The organism is Mycobacterium sp. E2699 (assembly GCF_001666745.1).
In the GTDB taxonomy this organism is placed as follows: Bacteria; Actinomycetota; Actinomycetes; order Mycobacteriales; family Mycobacteriaceae; genus Mycobacterium.
Genome location: NZ_LZJH01000035.1, coordinates 220203 through 236804, shown reverse-complemented (window position 1 = coordinate 236804; position 16602 = coordinate 220203). Strand labels below are relative to the sequence as shown.

Genomic DNA, 16602 nt, shown 5'->3' with positions numbered 1-16602 from the left:
GACCCACGAGCGATCGAGGAGTCAACACAAATGGCCTTCTCCGTCCAGATGCCGGCACTCGGTGAAAGCGTCACCGAGGGGACGGTCACGCGCTGGCTCAAGCAGGAAGGCGACACGGTCGAACTCGACGAGCCCCTCGTCGAGGTGTCGACCGACAAGGTCGACACCGAAATCCCGTCGCCGGCCGCGGGCGTGCTGACCAAGATCGTCGCCCAGGAGGACGACACCGTCGAGGTGGGCGGCGAACTCGCCGTCATCGGCGACGCGGGCGAGCAGCCGCAGGCCCAGCCCGCGGCGCCCAGCCAGCCGGAACCGGAGCCCGAGCCGGAACCCGAGCCTCAGCCGCAACCCCAGGCCGCGGCCGAGCCCGAGCCCGAGCCCGCGGCGCCGCCCGCGACCGGGGGCGATGCTTCCGGCGACTCCAAGCCGGTGCTGATGCCCGAGCTCGGCGAGTCGGTCGCCGAGGGCACCGTGACGCGCTGGTTGAAGAAGGTCGGCGACTCGGTTCAGGTCGACGAGCCGCTGGTGGAGGTGTCCACCGACAAGGTGGACACCGAAATCCCCTCCCCGGTGGCCGGCGTCCTGGTCAGCATCACCGCCGAGGAGGACGCCACCGTGCCGGTGGGCGGCGAGCTGGCCCGCATCGGCTCGGGCGCGGAGGCATCCGGCGCGAGCGCCCCGTCCGCCCCGGCAGCCCCGCCCGCGCCCAAGCCGGAGCCGAAACCCGAACCCAGGCCGGAGCCGAAACCCGCGCCGCAGCCGGTTTCCGAGGCCAAACCGCCCGCACCGGCCCCCGCGCCGAAACCGCAACCGGCCCAGGCCCCGCCCGCCGCGGAGGCCGGCGGCCCGGCTGCCGACGGCGCGCCGTACGTGACCCCGCTGGTGCGAAAGCTGGCCAACGAAAACAACATCGACCTTTCGGAGGTCACGGGCACCGGCGTGGGCGGTCGCATCCGCAAACAGGACGTGCTCGCCGCGGCGCAGAAGAAGCAGGAAGCCAAGGCCGCGCCCGCGCAGGCCCCCGCCGCCGCGCCGGCCGCGGAGCCGGCCAGGCCGGCTCCGGCCGCGGCCACCCCCGCGCCCGCCCTGGCACACCTGCGCGGCACCACGCAGAAGGCCAGCAGGATCCGTCAGATCACCGCGGCCAAGACCCGCGAATCCCTGCAGGCCACGGCCCAGCTCACCCAGACCCACGAGGTCGACATGACCAAGATCGTGGGCCTGCGGGCCAGGGCCAAGTCCGCGTTCGCCGAGCGCGAGGGCGTCAACCTCACCTACCTGCCGTTCATCGCGCGGGCCGTGATCGATGCCCTCAAGATCCACCCCAACATCAACGCCAGCTACAACGAGGACACCAAGGAGATCACCTACTACGACGCCGAGCACCTCGGCTTCGCGGTCGACACCGACCAGGGTCTGCTCTCCCCCGTCGTGCACAATGCCGGCGACCTGTCGCTGGCGGGTCTGGCCAGGGCCATCGCCGACATCGCCGAGCGCGCCCGGTCGGGCAACCTGAAGCCCGACGAGTTGGCCGGCGGCACCTTCACGATCACCAACATCGGCAGCCAGGGCGCGTTGTTCGACACCCCGATCCTGGTCCCGCCGCAGGCCGCGATGCTGGGCACCGGCGCGATCGTCAAGCGGCCGCGGGTGATCGTCGACGAGTTCGGCAACGAGTCGATCGGCGTGCGCTCGGTGTGCTACCTCCCGCTGACCTACGACCATCGGCTGATCGACGGCGCCGATGCCGGACGTTTCCTCACCACCATCAAGCACCGGCTCGAAGAGGCAGCGTTCGAGGCTGACCTGGGTCTTTAGGAGGCTTGGACAACTGTGGCCAAGCCGGTCATCGCGATTGCGGGTTCGTCCGGTCTGATCGGCTCGGCCTTGGCCGCGGCGTTGCGCGCCGCCGACCACCCGGTGGTGCGCATCGTGCGCCGGACGCCGGCGAATTCCGAGGAACTGCACTGGAATCCCGCGAGCGGCGATTTCGACGCCGACGCGCTGGTCGACGTCGACGCCGTCGTCAACCTGTGTGGCGTCAACATCGGTCAGCGCCGCTGGTCGGGCGCCTTCAAGCAGAGCCTGCGCGACAGCCGCATCGCCCCCACCGAGGTGCTGGCCAACGCCGTCGCCGACGCCGGCGTCGAAACCCTGATCAACGCCAGCGCGGTGGGCTACTACGGGAACACCAAAGACCGGGTGGTCGACGAAAATGCCAGGACGGGAAGCGGTTTCCTGGCCCAGCTGTGCGAGGACTGGGAGGCCGCCACGCTGCCGGCCCAATACGCCGGCACCCGGGTGGTGCTCGCCCGCACCGGCGTGGTGCTGGCCCGGTCGGGCGGCGCGCTGCGGCGGTTGCGGCCGCTGTTCGCGGCGGGCCTGGGTGCCCGGCTGGGCAGCGGCCGCCAGTACATGTCGTGGATCAGCCTCGAGGACGTGGTGCGCGCGCTGCTGTTCGCCATCTCACACCCGTCGCTGTCGGGTCCGGTGAACGTGACCGGGCCGGCGCCGGTGACCAACGCCGAGTTCACCACCGCCTTGGGGCGGGCGGTTAACCGCCCCACGCCGCTGATCCTGCCGGGTTTCGCGGTGCGGGCCGCGCTCGGCGAGTTCGCCGACGAGGGGCTGCTCATCGGGCAGCGCGCGATCCCGTCGGCGCTCGAGCGCGCCGGTTTCCAGTTCCACCACAACACCATTGGCGAGGCGCTCGACTACGCCACCGCCCGGCGCGACCACGACTAGCTACTTGAGGACCAACCGGAACCCGGGTATCGCCGGGGTCAGGCGGCGCCCGCCGCGATGTGCCGCTTCCCCCACTCGCACATAGCCTTGGTGACGGGCCGCAGTGACATGCCGTATTCCGTCAGCGAATATTCAACGCGGGGCGGCACTTCCGGGAATACCTCGCGGCGCACGATGCCGTCGGCCTCCAGCTCACGCAATTGGCGCGACAACACGCGTTCGCTGATTCCCGTTGTCTTGCGCCGAAGTTCGGCGAATCGGTGGGTACCGCCGTTCATCATGTGGAAGATCAGCACGGCTTTCCACTTGCCACCGATCACCGCGAGCGTGGCTTCCACCGGGCAACCGAAGTCGTCGTCCACACTAACCTCCCGGTCAGTACCGCACCTCAAGGTGCGTTCTTGTCTGCGGCCCCGCCCGGCCATAGCGTCCGTTACGGGCCGACGGCCTGCGAGCAGCAGTATCCCGCCGGGCGGAAACCATCGCAAGGGAGCCGAACATCAAGATCGCCATCATCGGAGCCGGCAACGTCGGCCGCGCCCTGGGGGCCGCGTGGGGCGTCGGGCACGACGTCAGCTACGGCGTGCGCAACCCCGATGATCCCAAATTCTCCGACCTCGGCGCACCGGTGGCGGCCAATGAAGCCGCGGCCGGCGGCAGTGACGTCGTGGTGTTGTGCACGCCGTGGTCGAACACCCAAGAAGCCGTCCTTGCCTGCGGCGACCTGACGGGCAAGATCCTGATCGACTGCACCAATCCGCTGACGGCCGACCTGACCGCTCTGACTGTCGGCCACACCACCTCCGGCGCAGAACTTGTCGCCCAATGGGCGCCCGGCGCCCGGGTGTGCAAGGCGATGAACCAGATTGGCGCACCGCTGATGAACCATCCGCGGTTGCCGGGCACACCGGTGATGTTCGTCTGCGGTGACGACGCTGCCAAGGACGTTGCCATCGCACTCGTCGCGGAGTTGGGCTTCGAAACCGTCGATGCCGGCGACCTGGGCGTGGCCCGGCTGCTCGAGCCGTACGGGCTGCTCTGGATCCACCTTGCGCTGCGGCGCGGATTCGGAGCGAACTTTGCCTTCGCGCTGCTTCGAGAGACAGCCGTCGAGTGATCGCCGGGTCGAAGGGAGCTCAACGTGTCTTCGGGAGCCGGGGCGTCGGAACTGGAACGCAACCGTCGGCTGGTGATCGACCACTTCGACGAGTTCGTGAACAACAAGGACCTGGCCGCCATCGACCGCAATATGTCGGCCGACTTCTACGATCACGACGGCCCGGGCGGCAGGCCGACCGACCGCGACGGCGACCGCAGGTTGATGGCGGCTTTGCACGAGTCGTTCCCCGACCTGCACGTCGAGGTCGTCGAATCGCTCGCCGAAGGCGACAAGGTGATGGTGCGCAACGTCTGGACCGGTACCGACGCCAGGACCGGTAAGCGGGTGGAATTTCACGGGTTCGTACTGTGGCGCCTGGCCGATGGGAAGATCGTCGAGCGCTGGGCAACCGTGACGCCGGCGCGGGAGTTCGCCGGCGACACCGTGCAGTGGTGACGCGCGCTTCCGCAGGGTGTGGCCGATCTGTCGCCAAGTGCGCGCCCGCCGGACGTTGCGCTGACCAAACCGGGACGCGCGACCCGGTGATCGCAACGACATGAGTAACCTCGCGTCAATGAGCTCCATCCGCTCGAGCGCAGAGCCGATCGACGTCCGCCAGCTGGGGACGGTCGACTACGGCACGGCCTGGCGGCTGCAGCGCGACCTGGTCGACGCCCGGGTCGCCGGCGGTCCGGACACGCTGCTGCTCCTCGAGCACCCGCCGGTCTACACGGCCGGACGGCGCACCGAGCCGCACGAACGGCCGGTGGACGGCACCCCCGTGATCGATACGGATCGGGGCGGCAAAATCACCTGGCACGGTCCCGGACAGCTGGTCGGCTACCCGGTCATCGGATTGGCCGAACCGCTCGACGTGGTCAAATACGTTCGGTGCCTTGAGGAAGCGCTGATGAGGGTGTGCGCCGACCTGGGCCTGGACACCGTTCGGGTCGACGGCCGGTCCGGGGTTTGGGTGCCGGCCGGCGGCGGCCGCCCGGCGCGCAAGGTGGCCGCCATCGGCGTTCGGGTGTCACGCGCGACGACGATGCACGGCTTCGCGCTCAACTGCGACTGCGATCTGGGCGCCTACAGCGCGATCGTTCCGTGCGGCATCACCGACGCCGGCGTGACGTCCCTGTCGGCCGAACTGGGGCGGACGGTCGCGGTCGACGAGGTGCGGGCGGCCGTCGCGGCCGCCGTGTGCGACGCCCTGGACGGCGCGCTGCCGGTCCGTGAAAGGCCCACCGCCCGCGTAGCATCAACCACGTGACTGTCGCTCCGGAAGGCCGCAAACTGCTGCGCCTGGAGGTGCGCAACGCGCAGACCCCGATCGAGCGCAAGCCGCCGTGGATCAAGGTGCGGGCGCGGATGGGCCCGGAGTACACCCAGCTGAAGGGCCTCGTACAGCGGGATGGCCTGCACACGGTCTGTGAAGAAGCCGGCTGCCCCAACATCTTCGAATGCTGGGAGGACCGGGAAGCCACCTTCCTGATCGGCGGCGACCAGTGCACCCGCCGCTGCGACTTCTGCCAGATCGACACCGGCAAGCCCGCCGAACTCGACCGCGACGAGCCCCGGCGGGTCGCCGACAGCGTGCGGGCGATGGGCCTGCGCTATGCGACGGTCACCGGCGTCGCCCGCGACGACCTGCCCGACGGCGGGGCCTGGCTGTACGCGGAGACCGTGCGCGCCATCAAGGAGCTCAACCCTTCGACCGGCGTCGAGTTGTTGATCCCCGACTTCAACGCGGAGCCGCGGCGGCTTGCGGAGGTCTTCGGGTCGCGCCCGGAAGTGTTGGCGCACAACGTCGAAACGGTGCCGCGCATCTTCAAGCGGATCCGGCCGGCGTTCACCTATCGGCGCAGCCTGGCCGTGCTCACCGCGGCCCGCGACTCCGGCCTGGTCACCAAGAGCAACCTGATTCTGGGCCTGGGCGAGACCGCCGACGAGGTGCGCGGCGCGCTGGCCGACCTGCGCGCCGCCGGCTGCGACATCGTGACGATCACCCAATACCTGCGCCCGACGGCGCGCCACCACCCGGTCGAGCGCTGGGTGACGCCCGAGGAGTTCGACGAATTCGCCCGCGACGCCGAGGCGCTGGGCTTTTCGGGGGTGCTGGCCGGCCCGCTGGTGCGGTCGTCCTACCGGGCCGGGCGGCTGTACGCGCAGGCCGTCGGCGGCCGCGCCTCGTAATTCCGCGCGAACGTATCCTTGGTGACTATGGCTAAACCCCGCACCGCCGCCGAGAACAAGGCCGCCAGGGCTCAGGCGGCCGCCGCCCGCAAGGCCGCCGCCAAGGAGCGCCGCGGTCAGTTCTGGCAGGCGTTCAACATGCAGCGCAAGGAGGACAAGCGCCTGCTGCCGTACATGATCGGCGCCTTCGTGCTGATCGTCGGCGTCTCGGTGGCCGCCGGTGTGTGGGCCGGCGGGCTCACCATGCTCACGCTCATCCCGCTCGGGGTGCTGGTGGGCGCGCTGGTCGCGTTCATCATCTTCAGCCGCCGGGCGCAGCGCTCGATGTTCAGCAAGGCCGAAGGCCAGGCCGGCGCCGCGGGGTGGGTGCTGGACAACCTGCGCGGCAAGTGGCGGGTGACCCCGGGCGTCGCCGCGACCGGCCACTTCGACGCGGTGCACCGGGTGCTCGGCCGGCCGGGCGTGATCCTGGTCGGCGAGGGATCGGCGGCCAGGGTCAAGCCGCTGCTGGCCCAGGAGAAGAAGCGGACCGCCCGGGTCGTCGGGGAGGTGCCGATCTACGACATCGTCGTGGGCAGGGGCGAGGGCGAGGTTCCGCTGCGCAAGCTGGAGCGGCACCTCACCCGGCTGCCGCACAACATCACCGCCAAGCAGATGGACACGCTGGAGTCGCGGTTGGCCGCGCTGGGATCGCGCGCCGGCGCCGGCGTCATGCCCAAGGGGCCGCTGCCGAACGCCGGCAAGATGCGCGGCGTGCAGCGCACCGTGCGCCGGAGGTAGTCGCTCCCGAACTCAGCGGCGCAGCACCGCGGTGCCGCTCAGCCGATCGTGCATACCCCGGCCGTCGGCGTCGGTGAACAACGCCGGGATGACCAGCGCGACGAGCAGCCCGCGCACGGCCAACCGGCCCACCCCGACCGGCACCCGCCCGTCCACCGACGCCACCTGCAGACCGAGCACCAACTGCCCCGGGGTGAAGGTGAACAGGCGCACCGACACGAGGCCGAGGACGAGCCAGACGATCAACACGGCGGTCGACAGCATGCGTCCGGAGAAGAGGCCGAACGCCATCGCCAGCGCCGCCAGGCCGTAGGCGATCAGCCAGTCGATCATCAGCGCCGCGAGCCGGCGGCCCATCGGCGCCAGCGATCCCGCCCCGCGCTCCGGCAGGCCCAGCCGCTCCCCGGGGTAGGTCGATCGGGCGCCCGGCGAACCCTCGGTCACAGCACGCCGCCCGAGGCCCGGCCCGGCCGCCGAGAACTAGTGCGCCCGTGCGGTCGACCAGATACGATCTTGCGGGTCATGGCCCCACAATAGAACCCGCCGGGCGACCCGGATTCTGCTGCGGGGAGCATGGTCACGTAACCTCTGCGCAACATCGAGTTGACTGACGGGCAACATGCGCTCCATAGCGTCAGGCCGCGGATCACCAAGTAAAGGAGCATTCTGTGACGGAAATGACGCCCGACGACGTCTTCAAACTCGCCAAGGACGAGAACGTCGAGTTTGTCGATGTCCGGTTCTGTGACTTGCCGGGCATCATGCAGCACTTCACGATTCCGGTTTCGTTCTTCGACGAGAGCGTGTTCGAGGACGGCCTGGCCTTCGACGGCTCGTCGATTCGCGGGTTCCAGTCGATCCACGAGTCCGACATGCTGCTGCTGCCCGACCCGCAAACCGCGCGCATCGACCTGTTCACCGAGGCCAAGACGCTGAACCTGAACTTCTTCGTGCACGACCCGTTCACCCTCGAGCCCTACTCGCGCGACCCGCGCAACATCGCTCGCAAGGCGGAGAACTATCTGATCAGCACCGGCGTCGCCGACACCGCGTACTTCGGCGCCGAGGCCGAGTTCTACATCTTCGACTCCGTCAGCTTCGACTCACGCACCAACGGCTCGTTCTACGAGGTCGACGCGATCTCGGGGTGGTGGAACACCGGTGAGCCCAACGAGAACGACGGCAGCCCCAACCGCGGTTACAAGGTCCGCCCCAAGGGCGGCTACTTCCCGGTGGCCCCCGTCGACCACTACGTCGACCTGCGCAGCAGGATGCTGCACAACCTGATCCTGTCGGGCTTCAGCCTGGAGAAGGGCCACCACGAGGTGGGCAGCGGCGGCCAGGCCGAGATCAACTACAAGTTCAACACCTTGCTGCACGCCGCCGACGACATGCAGCTCTACAAGTACATCGTCAAGAACACCGCGTGGCAGGCCGGCAAGACCGTGACGTTCATGCCCAAGCCGCTGTTCGGCGACAACGGATCCGGGATGCACACCCACCAGTCGCTGTGGAAGGACGGCGCCCCGCTGATGTACGACGAGACCGGCTACGCCGGCCTGTCGGACACCGCGCGGCACTACATCGGCGGCCTGCTGCACCACGCCCCGTCGCTGCTGGCCTTCACCAACCCGACGGTGAACTCCTACAAGCGGCTGGTTCCCGGCTTCGAGGCCCCGATCAACCTGGTGTACAGCCAGCGCAACCGCTCGGCGTGCGTGCGCATCCCGATCACCGGCAGCAACCCCAAGGCCAAGCGGCTGGAGTTCCGTTGCCCCGACTCGTCGGGCAACCCGTATCTGGCGTTCTCGGCCATGCTGATGGCCGGCCTGGACGGCATCAAGAACAAGATCGAGCCGCAGGCGCCGGTCGATAAGGACCTCTACGAGCTGCCGCCCGAGGAGGCCGCCAACATCCCGCAGGCGCCCACCCAGCTGTCCGCGGTGATCGACCGGCTGGAGGCCGACCACGAATACCTCACCGAGGGAGGCGTTTTCACGCCCGACCTGATCGAGACGTGGATCAGCTTCAAGCGGGAGAACGAGATCCTGCCGGTCCAGATCCGGCCGCACCCGTACGAGTTCGCGCTGTACTACGACGTTTAAGGCGTCGCGGCGCTAGACGACGCCGCCCGCGCGGGTTTGCTTGCCGCGCGGGCGGTTTCGTCTGTGCCGGGCGGCCCGTCCGCCGCTCCGAACTCACCCCTGGCGATTCGGGTGGCCCTGCCGCTGGACGACCGGCCGTACCGTCATGCGGGCGGGGCCCCGATGTCCTCGTGCGCCGGCGGCGCATGCCTGTCTGCTGGTTTTGCTTTGCTGCGGCCCCGAGCCAACTACCATGCCCGTTGTCGGTGAGTCCGGTGGCGCCCAGGATGGGCCGGGTCGGAGGCAAGGGATAACGGGTCGATGGCTGGGTTGGCTCGGGTAACGGGTGCCGGGTGGTGTGTCGCTTCCCGCATCGATGCCAGCGCGGTTCGGTAAGTCATGGCGCGCATATTCCTGAGCCACTCGAGCGTCAACAACGCCCAGGCCGTCGGCCTGAGCGACTGGCTGGCGGCCGAGGGCTGGGACGACGTATTTCTCGACCTCGCCGCCGATCGGGGCATCGCGGCGGGGGAACGATGGGAGCGCGCGCTCAACGAGGCGGCGTCGCGCTGCGAAGCCGTGCTATTCCTTGTTTCGCGTGCGTGGCTTGGATCGAGCTGGTGTCACACAGAGCTTTCGCTCGCGCACAAACTCGGCAAGCGGCTCTTCGGCGTGCTGATCGAAAGCTTCGAACCCGCCGACCTGCCTGCTGAGCTGAGCGACACCTGGCAGGTCGTCGACCTGGCCTCGGGCCGCGACCACCGGCAATTCCGGGTCACGCTGCCGCGCACCCACGAGGAATGCCACGTCACCTTCTCCCAGGAGGGCCTCAAGCGGCTGCGCGCCGGCCTGGTCAAGGCGGGTTTGGACCCGCGGTTTTTCGAATGGCCGCCGGAAGACGACCCGGATCGCCCGCCCTATCGGGGCCTGCGGCCGCTGGAGGCCGACGACGCCGGCATCTTCTTCGGACGCGATGCGCCGACCTTCGAGGCGCTCGACCAGCTGCGGGGCTTGCGCGAAGACCCGCCACCACGGCTTCTGGTGATATTGGGCGCTTCCGGCGCCGGCAAGTCATCGTTCCTTCGCGCCGGCCTCTTTGCCCGGATGACGCGTTACGACCGTGATTTCTTGCCGTTGCCGATTGTCAGGCCGGAACGTGCGGCCATCACCGGCGACAACGGCCTGCTGCGGGCGCTCGAGTCCGCGCGGACCGCCGCGGGAATAAAGCTGGCGCGCAGCAAGATTCGAGCGGCCATCGACGGGGGCGCATCGACGCTGCGTCCCATCTTGCAGGCCCTCGTCGACGCGGCGGCACCCGAAGCGAGCGAAGCCGACGCCCCGACGAAGCCACCGGCTGTGGTCGTCTCAATCGACCAGGGCGAAGAACTTTTTCGTGCTGAAGGCCAGGAGGAGGCCCAACGACTGCTGACCCTGCTGCGCGAACTGCTCGACGAAGACGAACCCGCGGTGATCGTGGTGATCGCGATCCGGTCGGACTCGTATACCCAGCTGCAGGAAGTCAAGGCTCTCGAGGGTGTGCGCAAGGTCCCGTTCGACCTGGGGCCCATGCCACACGGGTCCTACGCCGAGGTGATCAAGGGTCCGGCAACGAGATTGGAGGAAACGCCGCGCCAGCTGAAGATCGACGACGGGTTGGTCGGCGTGCTACTCGAGGACATCGAGGTCGGTGGGGCCAAGGATGCGCTTCCCCTGCTCAGCTTCACGATGGAACGCCTCTACCTCGAGAACGGGGTGAACGGCCGCCTCACTCTCAGCGACTACCGCAATCTCGGGGGTATCAAAGGCTCGATCGAAGAAGCGGTCGAGCAGGCACTCACGGCGGAGACCCAGCCGCCAATCCCGGCAGATCGCGCCCACCGGCTGGCGCTGCTGCGGCAGGGACTGATCCCGTGGCTGGCCGACATCGATCCCGATACCGGTGCACCGCGGCGGCGTGTCGCGCGCCTTTCGGAGATCCCCGCCGACAGCCGGCCGCTCCTGCACAACTTGGTCGAACAGCGTCTGCTGACCATCGACCGGCTCGCCCGGACCGGCGAGACCACCATCGAGCCGGCGCACGAGGCGCTGCTGCGGCAGTGGAGTCTCCTCGGCGGATGGCTGACCGAGGATTCGGCTCTGTTGGCGGTGCTGGACGGCGTGAAGCGCGCCTCGCGCGACTGGGCCAAGCAGGGCAAGAGCATCGCCTGGCTCATTCACGCGGTGGATCGGCTCGCGGCCGCCGAGCGACTGGGCCAGCGACCTGACCTGGCAGCGAGTTTGGACGAGACCGACCGCGAATACCTCGCAGCGTGCCGCACGGCCGAGAACGACAGATTGGACGCCGAACAGCGACAGCGCGAAGCCGAGCTCGAAGCGGCCAAGAAATTGGCGGCCGCGGAAAGCAAGCGTGCGGCCGATGCGCAAGCTCACGCAGCGGCCCTGCGCAAGGGGTCCCGCGTGCTGCGTGCCGTGCTCGCATGCACGGTCGTCGTCGCTCTGGTGGCGGTGGGCCTGCTGATCTGGGCGCGCCATCAGCAACTTCTGGCCCAGCGGAACGCCCAGGACGACGTCGCTCAGAAGCTGGTCTCCGACGCACAGGCGATCCTGGCCCGGGCGGGCAACGCCACCACAGCGACCACTGCGAACACCGGTGACGATGTGCGAGCGTTCCAGGAGTTGTTGGCGGCCAACAAGATAGCAACAAAACCGAACGACGAACCCCTGCTGGATGCTCTGGTCAAGAGATGGAGCACCGATCTGATCGCGAACGTCGGCGCTCCGGTGGTCGGCGTGGCGTTCGCCGAGGTCGGCCACCGTTTGGCGGTGGCCGACAGCGATGGCTTGCGCATATGGGACACCAATTCGCCGAATTGGCTGGAAAAACTGCGCAACAGCGCGTGTGCGGCGGGCCCAGTCCAGGCCAAATCCGATTCGGGCTGCCTGTCATTCCCCATGAGGCCAACCCATCTCACCAATGTGGCGATCAGTGCCGACGGTCAAGTGGTCGCCGCGGGCAGCGAAGAAGGGACCGTGCAGGTCTGGAACCTCAACGACCAACCGCCCGTTGCGAAGACCCTCCCGCGACCCCATCAGGGTCGGGTGACCTCCGTTGCATTGAGCCGCGACGGCCAGCGCCTCGTCTCGGCCGGTGTCGACGGGTTCATCGACCTTTCGCGACCGGACGGAAACGACCTGCGCACGATCGCCAACAACCCCGCCGGAGCGATCTTCACGGTGGCCTTCAATCATGCGGGGGACAGGTTGGCGGCCGGCGGAGCCGACGGGGCCATCCGGATCTGGAATCTCAACACTTTGCCGGCCGGTGACAACCCGCCGGCGGACCCCGTCCAACCGGACGCCCACCGCGGCGGCGTCATGAGCGTGACTTTCAGCCCGCACGACGACCTTGTCGCATCCGGCGGCGCGGACAACCTGGTGCGGTTCTGGGACAGCGGAAAGCTGAGCACGGCGGGGCAATTGCCGACGCCGGGAGGTCGGGGCCACACGGCACCGGTGACCAGCGTCGCCTTCAGCGCGGGCGGCACCCGCCTGGTGTCTGGAAGCAATGACAAGACCGTTCAACTGTGGGACGTTGCGCAGCGGCAGCGCATCGGTGACCCCTTGATCGGACACCAGGGCTTGGTACTCAGCGTCGCTATCGTCGATAACGAAATCATCAGTGGCGGAAACGAACACGCGTTGCGATTCTGGAATGCTGTGGTAGGGCAACCTCTTAAAGAGCCCCTGGGTGGCCATCAAGGTCCCGTGACGAGCGTGGCAACGGGTCCGGTGGGGCACCAGATCGCGTCGGGGGGCGTGGACGGGACGGTACGGCTATGGGACTCCTACACCGGAGCACAGACCAGGAGCATGCCCGAACCCGCGGGCGTCGTCACCCGGGTTGCGTTCAACTGGACGGGAGAGGAGGTCGCCTCCGCGAGCACGGACGGCAACGTCCGATTGTGGAACCTGACCACCAATACGGTCAGGAAGATCCCGACGGAACGGCCGGTGACGGCGATCGCGATGAGTCCCGTCGCCGACATCCTGGCCTCAGCGGGCATCGACGGGCAGATCACCCTCTGGGACGTGTCGTCGTCGACCCCACGAGCGACGCCGCTGGAAAACAAGGATCACGCGATCGTTTTCGATCTGTCCTTCAACCCGCACGGTGATCGATTGGCATCGGGCGGCGTGGCCGGGATCGTGCGCTTGTGGGACCTCACCGGCCGGGAGGTGTGGGAGGCCGACGCTGCCGCCAGGCTGCCTAAATCGTTCAGCGGACAATCGCACCTGGCGGCCGGTCGCCCGGCCGAGGTTCTCGGCATCGCCTTCAGCCCCGACGGCCGCCGGCTGGCGTCCGGCAGCACCGACTGGGGCACCGCCAGGCTGAAGTCGGCCGTCGGCGTGATCCAGCGCTGGGATGTCAACACCGGCAACCCTTTAGGGGATCCGGCCGAAATCGGTGACGCAGTGATGGGCCTGGCCTTCAGTTCCCAGTCGACCGACCCATCACAGGATCGCATCGTTGCGGGAAGCTTCGACCCCTACACCGTGCAGCTGTGGAGCGCAGCCAATGGGCGCCAGTACACCTTCACCGGTCACCAAGCCCAAGTCGTCAGCGTCGCGGTCAGCCCCGACCCCACCCTGTTCGTCTCCGGTAGCGTCGATGGAACGATCCGGATCTGGCCGAACCCGCACCCACGTGGGGTTGCCCCCGCGGATGCGGTGTGCGCCAAACTGACTACAACGATGAGCCGCAACAACTGGGCCGCGTGGGTTTCACCACAGATCCGTGCCCGGGAACTGTGCCCGGGACTACCCCCCACCCCCGACGAGCCGCAGAGTTGACCGCGGGCTTTGGCTGTCACGCACCGGGTTTGTTGTACAGGTAAACGACGGCCGCCGCCCCGCCTGTGCACGTGACATAGGCGCCCGAGTTGAAGCAGGCAACTCTGTACCACCTGAAAGTTGCGGGACTGACCACGTCCAATTCGGACGGACCGGAGGTGGGTGTGCTGTGAATCGCATACTCCTTGCGCACTTGCTCGACGAACCCGCAACTGGTCGCCGGCGTGCCACGCGCGCCCGAGTTGAAAGGCTTTTGAACGTCCGTCTGTACCCGTTTGCAAGCCGCCGCGCCCGGCGGCAGGCCGGGGACCTGATCGGGACCGGCCGCGGTGGACAGCGATGTGTTCGGCGATGGATGCGACAGCAGCGCGTCAACACCGAAATAGCCGCTCACTGCGATAGCGGCGAGAACGAGGACCGCGCCGACCCTCCCTATCGGCCGTTTCCACCAGGGCTGCTTGCCGGGGGCGGGTGGCGCCGAATCCCGCCCCGAGGGACCGTCCGCCATGCCTGGGGAATCAGTCACCGTGCATCCCGGTACATCCGGTCAGTATCACCCGGATGGCGGGCCAACCGGTTCGTTTTCACCGGGCTGCGGCCCCCGCCCGTGCGGACAGCGAGCGCTCGGCAACATCACGAGGTGCTCCGATAGCCATTCAGCGATCTGGTCGAGCGCTCGGATGCCGTCGGCGAATGTGCCCGAATCCGGCTGCGCGGCGACCGCGACCGCGCTCGTGCCGGCCAGGGTGCTGATCAGCCCCAACTGCCGCACCAGGTATGCCCGGGCGGGTGACGGGCCCCACCCTCCCTTGAACCGCGTGCCGGCGATGGTGCCCAGGCCCCAGCGCTGGCCGCGCTCGATCTGGCCCATCAGCATCAGAACCGGGGTGTTTCTGCGGTCGCACGCTGCCACGGAGAGGAACCGCACCTGCTCGACCAGGGGCCAGTCCGTCTGCCCGAACGCGCTGAACTCCGGGCGTATTTTTCGGTACTGCACGCGGGTGGGGTCACCCGTTTCCGCCAGCACGGAGTCGACCTTGGCAGCGGCGGTCACCGGATCCCCCAGGCCGGACCAAATCGCTTCGGCCGCAGTATTATCCGATTCGGTGATCGCCGCGGTCATCTGGTCGCTGATGCGGGACGCTTGCGCTTCGCGGAGCGCTGCAATGACCAACGGCACCTTCATCGTTGACCAGGCCGGACCGTTGTGCCACCCGCCCAGGCTGAGCGGTGTTGCCGAGTCACCCACGGGAGCCAGCGCGATTCCGATCGTTGCCTTCACCCTGCGTTGCAGCTGGGCGAAGTCCTTGATGAGCCACGCCGCGTTGGCGGGGCGGAGCTGGATATCGGTCACGATCGTCGCGCACACGACGCAAACCCCGAACACTGCCGACACAAATCGAACGATGCGCGGCCGCTTGCTGGACCCTCGGGATGCCGTCAGCGGCTGGAGGCAGTCGCCGCGTTCACGCGACGTGTCGGATCGCGGCGCGTCTTCCCCATCGGCTATATGTCGCGACATCGGCGGCACGCGCGGAAACTGCTGTGCTGCAACATCAACCGGGCCGGCGGCCCAGTATCGCGCGGGTCATCCTGACGGGTTGTCCCTCGGCCATCTCGACGACCTCCAACCAGCCCCCGGGAGCGACGTAGTGCCGCTCGACGTCCTCGCGGTGCATGTTGATGATCAGCACCCCCGCGTCGGTGACCTCGTAGCTGTCGAAGGCACCGTAGTCGCGCGGTTCGCCGTTGCTGAACACCACCGTGAAGGCCACGGGCAAAGCTTAGCCGTCGAGCGCCAGGTCCTTGCGGAAGCGCTGCATGCCGTCGATCTTGTCGGCCGACGTGGCGTCGGGCCCCTGCGTAGAACATCCACGGCATCGTGATGATGCCGGTGATGCCGGCATCGGCGGCGCGCCGGTAGTCGGCGGTGGTGAAGGCGTCGGTCAGCGGCGTCAGGACGGTGAAATCCTCCATGGAGAGCGCGTTTTCGCCCGCAGTTCGCGCAGCCGGCCCACCGCCTCGATGGCGCGGTCGGTCTTGATCAGGTCGCCGATCCAGCCGTCGGTGCGTTTGCCCCGCGCGCAGGACTGCTCGCCCATCGCGCGAATTCCTCGCGGCACCGGCCCGACGCCAGAGCCGCAGCGGTGTCTGGTCGGCCATCAGCAGGAACCGCTTTCGGTCACTTCTCACGTGCGGCATCAACCGTGTGTCGCCACAGGTGCGATGCGCCAGGATCGCACCGTCGAAGGCTACCGTCGATGATTCGGTGAAACCCTCTTCCGCCGAAGGGAGTTGGCAATCCGGTTCGAAAAGCATGTCGATACCACCGAGGACGCTGGTAGCCGGGCCACCACGAGTGGCTCGCGGATTTGTCGCCGATCTTCGCCACCGAGGTGTGTCCGGGATGTGACCTTTCCGCGACAGCGGCAAAGGACGCTCATCTCATGGCAGCGCTTGCCGTTATCTCGGCGCTCGGGACAGCCCTGTGTCTCGGCTATTACCTGGGGCGGCGCGCCGGCCCGAGGCCGTCGACCTGGAGGCGGCGAACGAGCCGCGTCGCGCTGGGCCGGCTCGCGTTCAACCTGGTCGTATTGATGGCCGCACGCCGCGTCCTGGCGCTCAGAGTCGTTGAACCGCTTGGGCTTTTGCGCGGCGGCGTCGCGCGGCTGCGGTAGGTCAACCCGGCCGGCGGCCCAGGATCCCGCGGGTCATCCTGATGGGTTGTCCCTCGGCCATCTCGACGACCTCCAGCCACCCGGAGCGACCCCCCGGAGCGACGTAGCGCCGCTCGACATTCTTAACGGTGCATTCGGATGATTGGCATGTGGTGTAGCTGTCACCTGCTGA

15 protein-coding genes and 1 pseudogene are annotated in these 16602 nt (G+C 68.3%); 10 read left to right on the top strand and 6 right to left on the bottom strand.

The features are described from left to right. The first annotated feature begins 30 nt into the window (after positions 1-30). Complete coding sequence (gene sucB, locus A5696_RS05195; protein WP_067874379.1) at positions 31-1818, top strand: 2-oxoglutarate dehydrogenase, E2 component, dihydrolipoamide succinyltransferase; 1788 nt, start codon at positions 31-33, stop codon at positions 1816-1818. Between the two features lie 15 nt (positions 1819-1833). Next, on the top strand, positions 1834-2745 hold the full coding sequence (locus A5696_RS05190) for a TIGR01777 family oxidoreductase (protein ID WP_067874377.1): 912 nt from the start codon (positions 1834-1836) through the stop codon (positions 2743-2745). A gap of 38 nt (positions 2746-2783) precedes the next feature. Here A5696_RS05190 and A5696_RS28200 read toward each other — a convergent pair whose 3' ends face one another. After that, positions 2784-3107 (bottom strand): helix-turn-helix domain-containing protein, encoded by a 324-nt coding sequence (locus A5696_RS28200; RefSeq protein ID WP_255380981.1) that lies wholly within the window; start codon positions 3105-3107, stop codon positions 2784-2786. An 86-nt stretch (positions 3108-3193) separates the two neighbouring features. Here A5696_RS28200 and A5696_RS05180 point away from each other — a divergent pair, with 86 nt between their 5' ends. The 5 genes from A5696_RS05180 (at position 3194) to A5696_RS05160 (ending at position 6817) form a co-directional block, all read left to right on the top strand. Beyond that, positions 3194-3862 (top strand): NADPH-dependent F420 reductase, encoded by a 669-nt coding sequence (locus A5696_RS05180; protein ID WP_369803297.1) that lies wholly within the window; start codon positions 3194-3196, stop codon positions 3860-3862. 24 nt (positions 3863-3886) lie between these two features. Beyond that, a complete protein-coding gene (locus tag A5696_RS05175) occupies positions 3887-4300 on the top strand; it encodes an ester cyclase (RefSeq protein ID WP_067874374.1) in 414 nt (137 codons plus the stop codon). A gap of 118 nt (positions 4301-4418) precedes the next feature. After that, entirely contained in the window at positions 4419-5114 is a 696-nt protein-coding gene (gene lipB, locus A5696_RS05170; RefSeq protein ID WP_067874373.1) for a lipoyl(octanoyl) transferase LipB, read from the top strand. After that, positions 5111-6037 (top strand): lipoyl synthase, encoded by a 927-nt coding sequence (gene lipA, locus A5696_RS05165; protein WP_067874372.1) that lies wholly within the window; start codon positions 5111-5113, stop codon positions 6035-6037. Before lipB ends, lipA begins: the two co-directional genes overlap by 4 nt. Positions 6038-6064: 27 nt before the next feature. Continuing rightward, positions 6065-6817, top strand: coding sequence for a DUF4191 domain-containing protein (locus tag A5696_RS05160; protein WP_067874371.1), 753 nt, complete (start codon positions 6065-6067; stop codon positions 6815-6817). Positions 6818-6829: 12 nt separating this feature from the next. On the opposite strand, the gene A5696_RS05155 is transcribed toward A5696_RS05160, so the two are convergent. Then, entirely contained in the window at positions 6830-7261 is a 432-nt protein-coding gene (locus A5696_RS05155) for an RDD family protein (RefSeq protein ID WP_067874370.1), read from the bottom strand. 224 nt (positions 7262-7485) lie between these two features. On the opposite strand from A5696_RS05155, the gene glnA reads away from it, so the two are divergent. After that, positions 7486-8922, top strand: coding sequence for a type I glutamate--ammonia ligase (gene glnA, locus A5696_RS05150; protein WP_067874361.1), 1437 nt, complete (start codon positions 7486-7488; stop codon positions 8920-8922). Positions 8923-9300: 378 nt separating this feature from the next. Further along, positions 9301-13752, top strand: a complete 4452-nt coding sequence (locus tag A5696_RS05145) for a TIR domain-containing protein (RefSeq protein WP_067874359.1) — start codon at positions 9301-9303, stop codon at positions 13750-13752. A gap of 16 nt (positions 13753-13768) precedes the next feature. Here A5696_RS05145 and A5696_RS05140 read toward each other — a convergent pair whose 3' ends face one another. The 4 genes and pseudogenes from A5696_RS05140 to A5696_RS05125 form a co-directional block, all read right to left on the bottom strand. Then, positions 13769-14146: a hypothetical protein gene (locus A5696_RS05140; protein WP_067874356.1), complete on the bottom strand. Its 378-nt coding sequence runs from the start codon at positions 14144-14146 to the stop codon at positions 13769-13771. Between the two features lie 159 nt (positions 14147-14305). Continuing rightward, entirely contained in the window at positions 14306-15274 is a 969-nt protein-coding gene (locus A5696_RS05135) for a hypothetical protein (protein WP_231964236.1), read from the bottom strand. 34 nt (positions 15275-15308) lie between these two features. After that, the gene (locus A5696_RS05130; protein ID WP_067874353.1) at positions 15309-15527 is read right to left on the bottom strand and encodes a hypothetical protein; all 219 of its coding nucleotides are present in this window, start codon (positions 15525-15527) and stop codon (positions 15309-15311) included. A gap of 9 nt (positions 15528-15536) precedes the next feature. Then, a pseudogene (locus tag A5696_RS05125) lies at positions 15537-15827 on the bottom strand (LLM class F420-dependent oxidoreductase); the annotation flags it as partial. A 372-nt stretch (positions 15828-16199) separates the two neighbouring features. Here A5696_RS05125 and A5696_RS26905 point away from each other — a divergent pair. Beyond that, positions 16200-16430 (top strand): hypothetical protein, encoded by a 231-nt coding sequence (locus A5696_RS26905; RefSeq protein ID WP_068275048.1) that lies wholly within the window; start codon positions 16200-16202, stop codon positions 16428-16430. Positions 16431-16602: the final 172 nt, after the last annotated feature.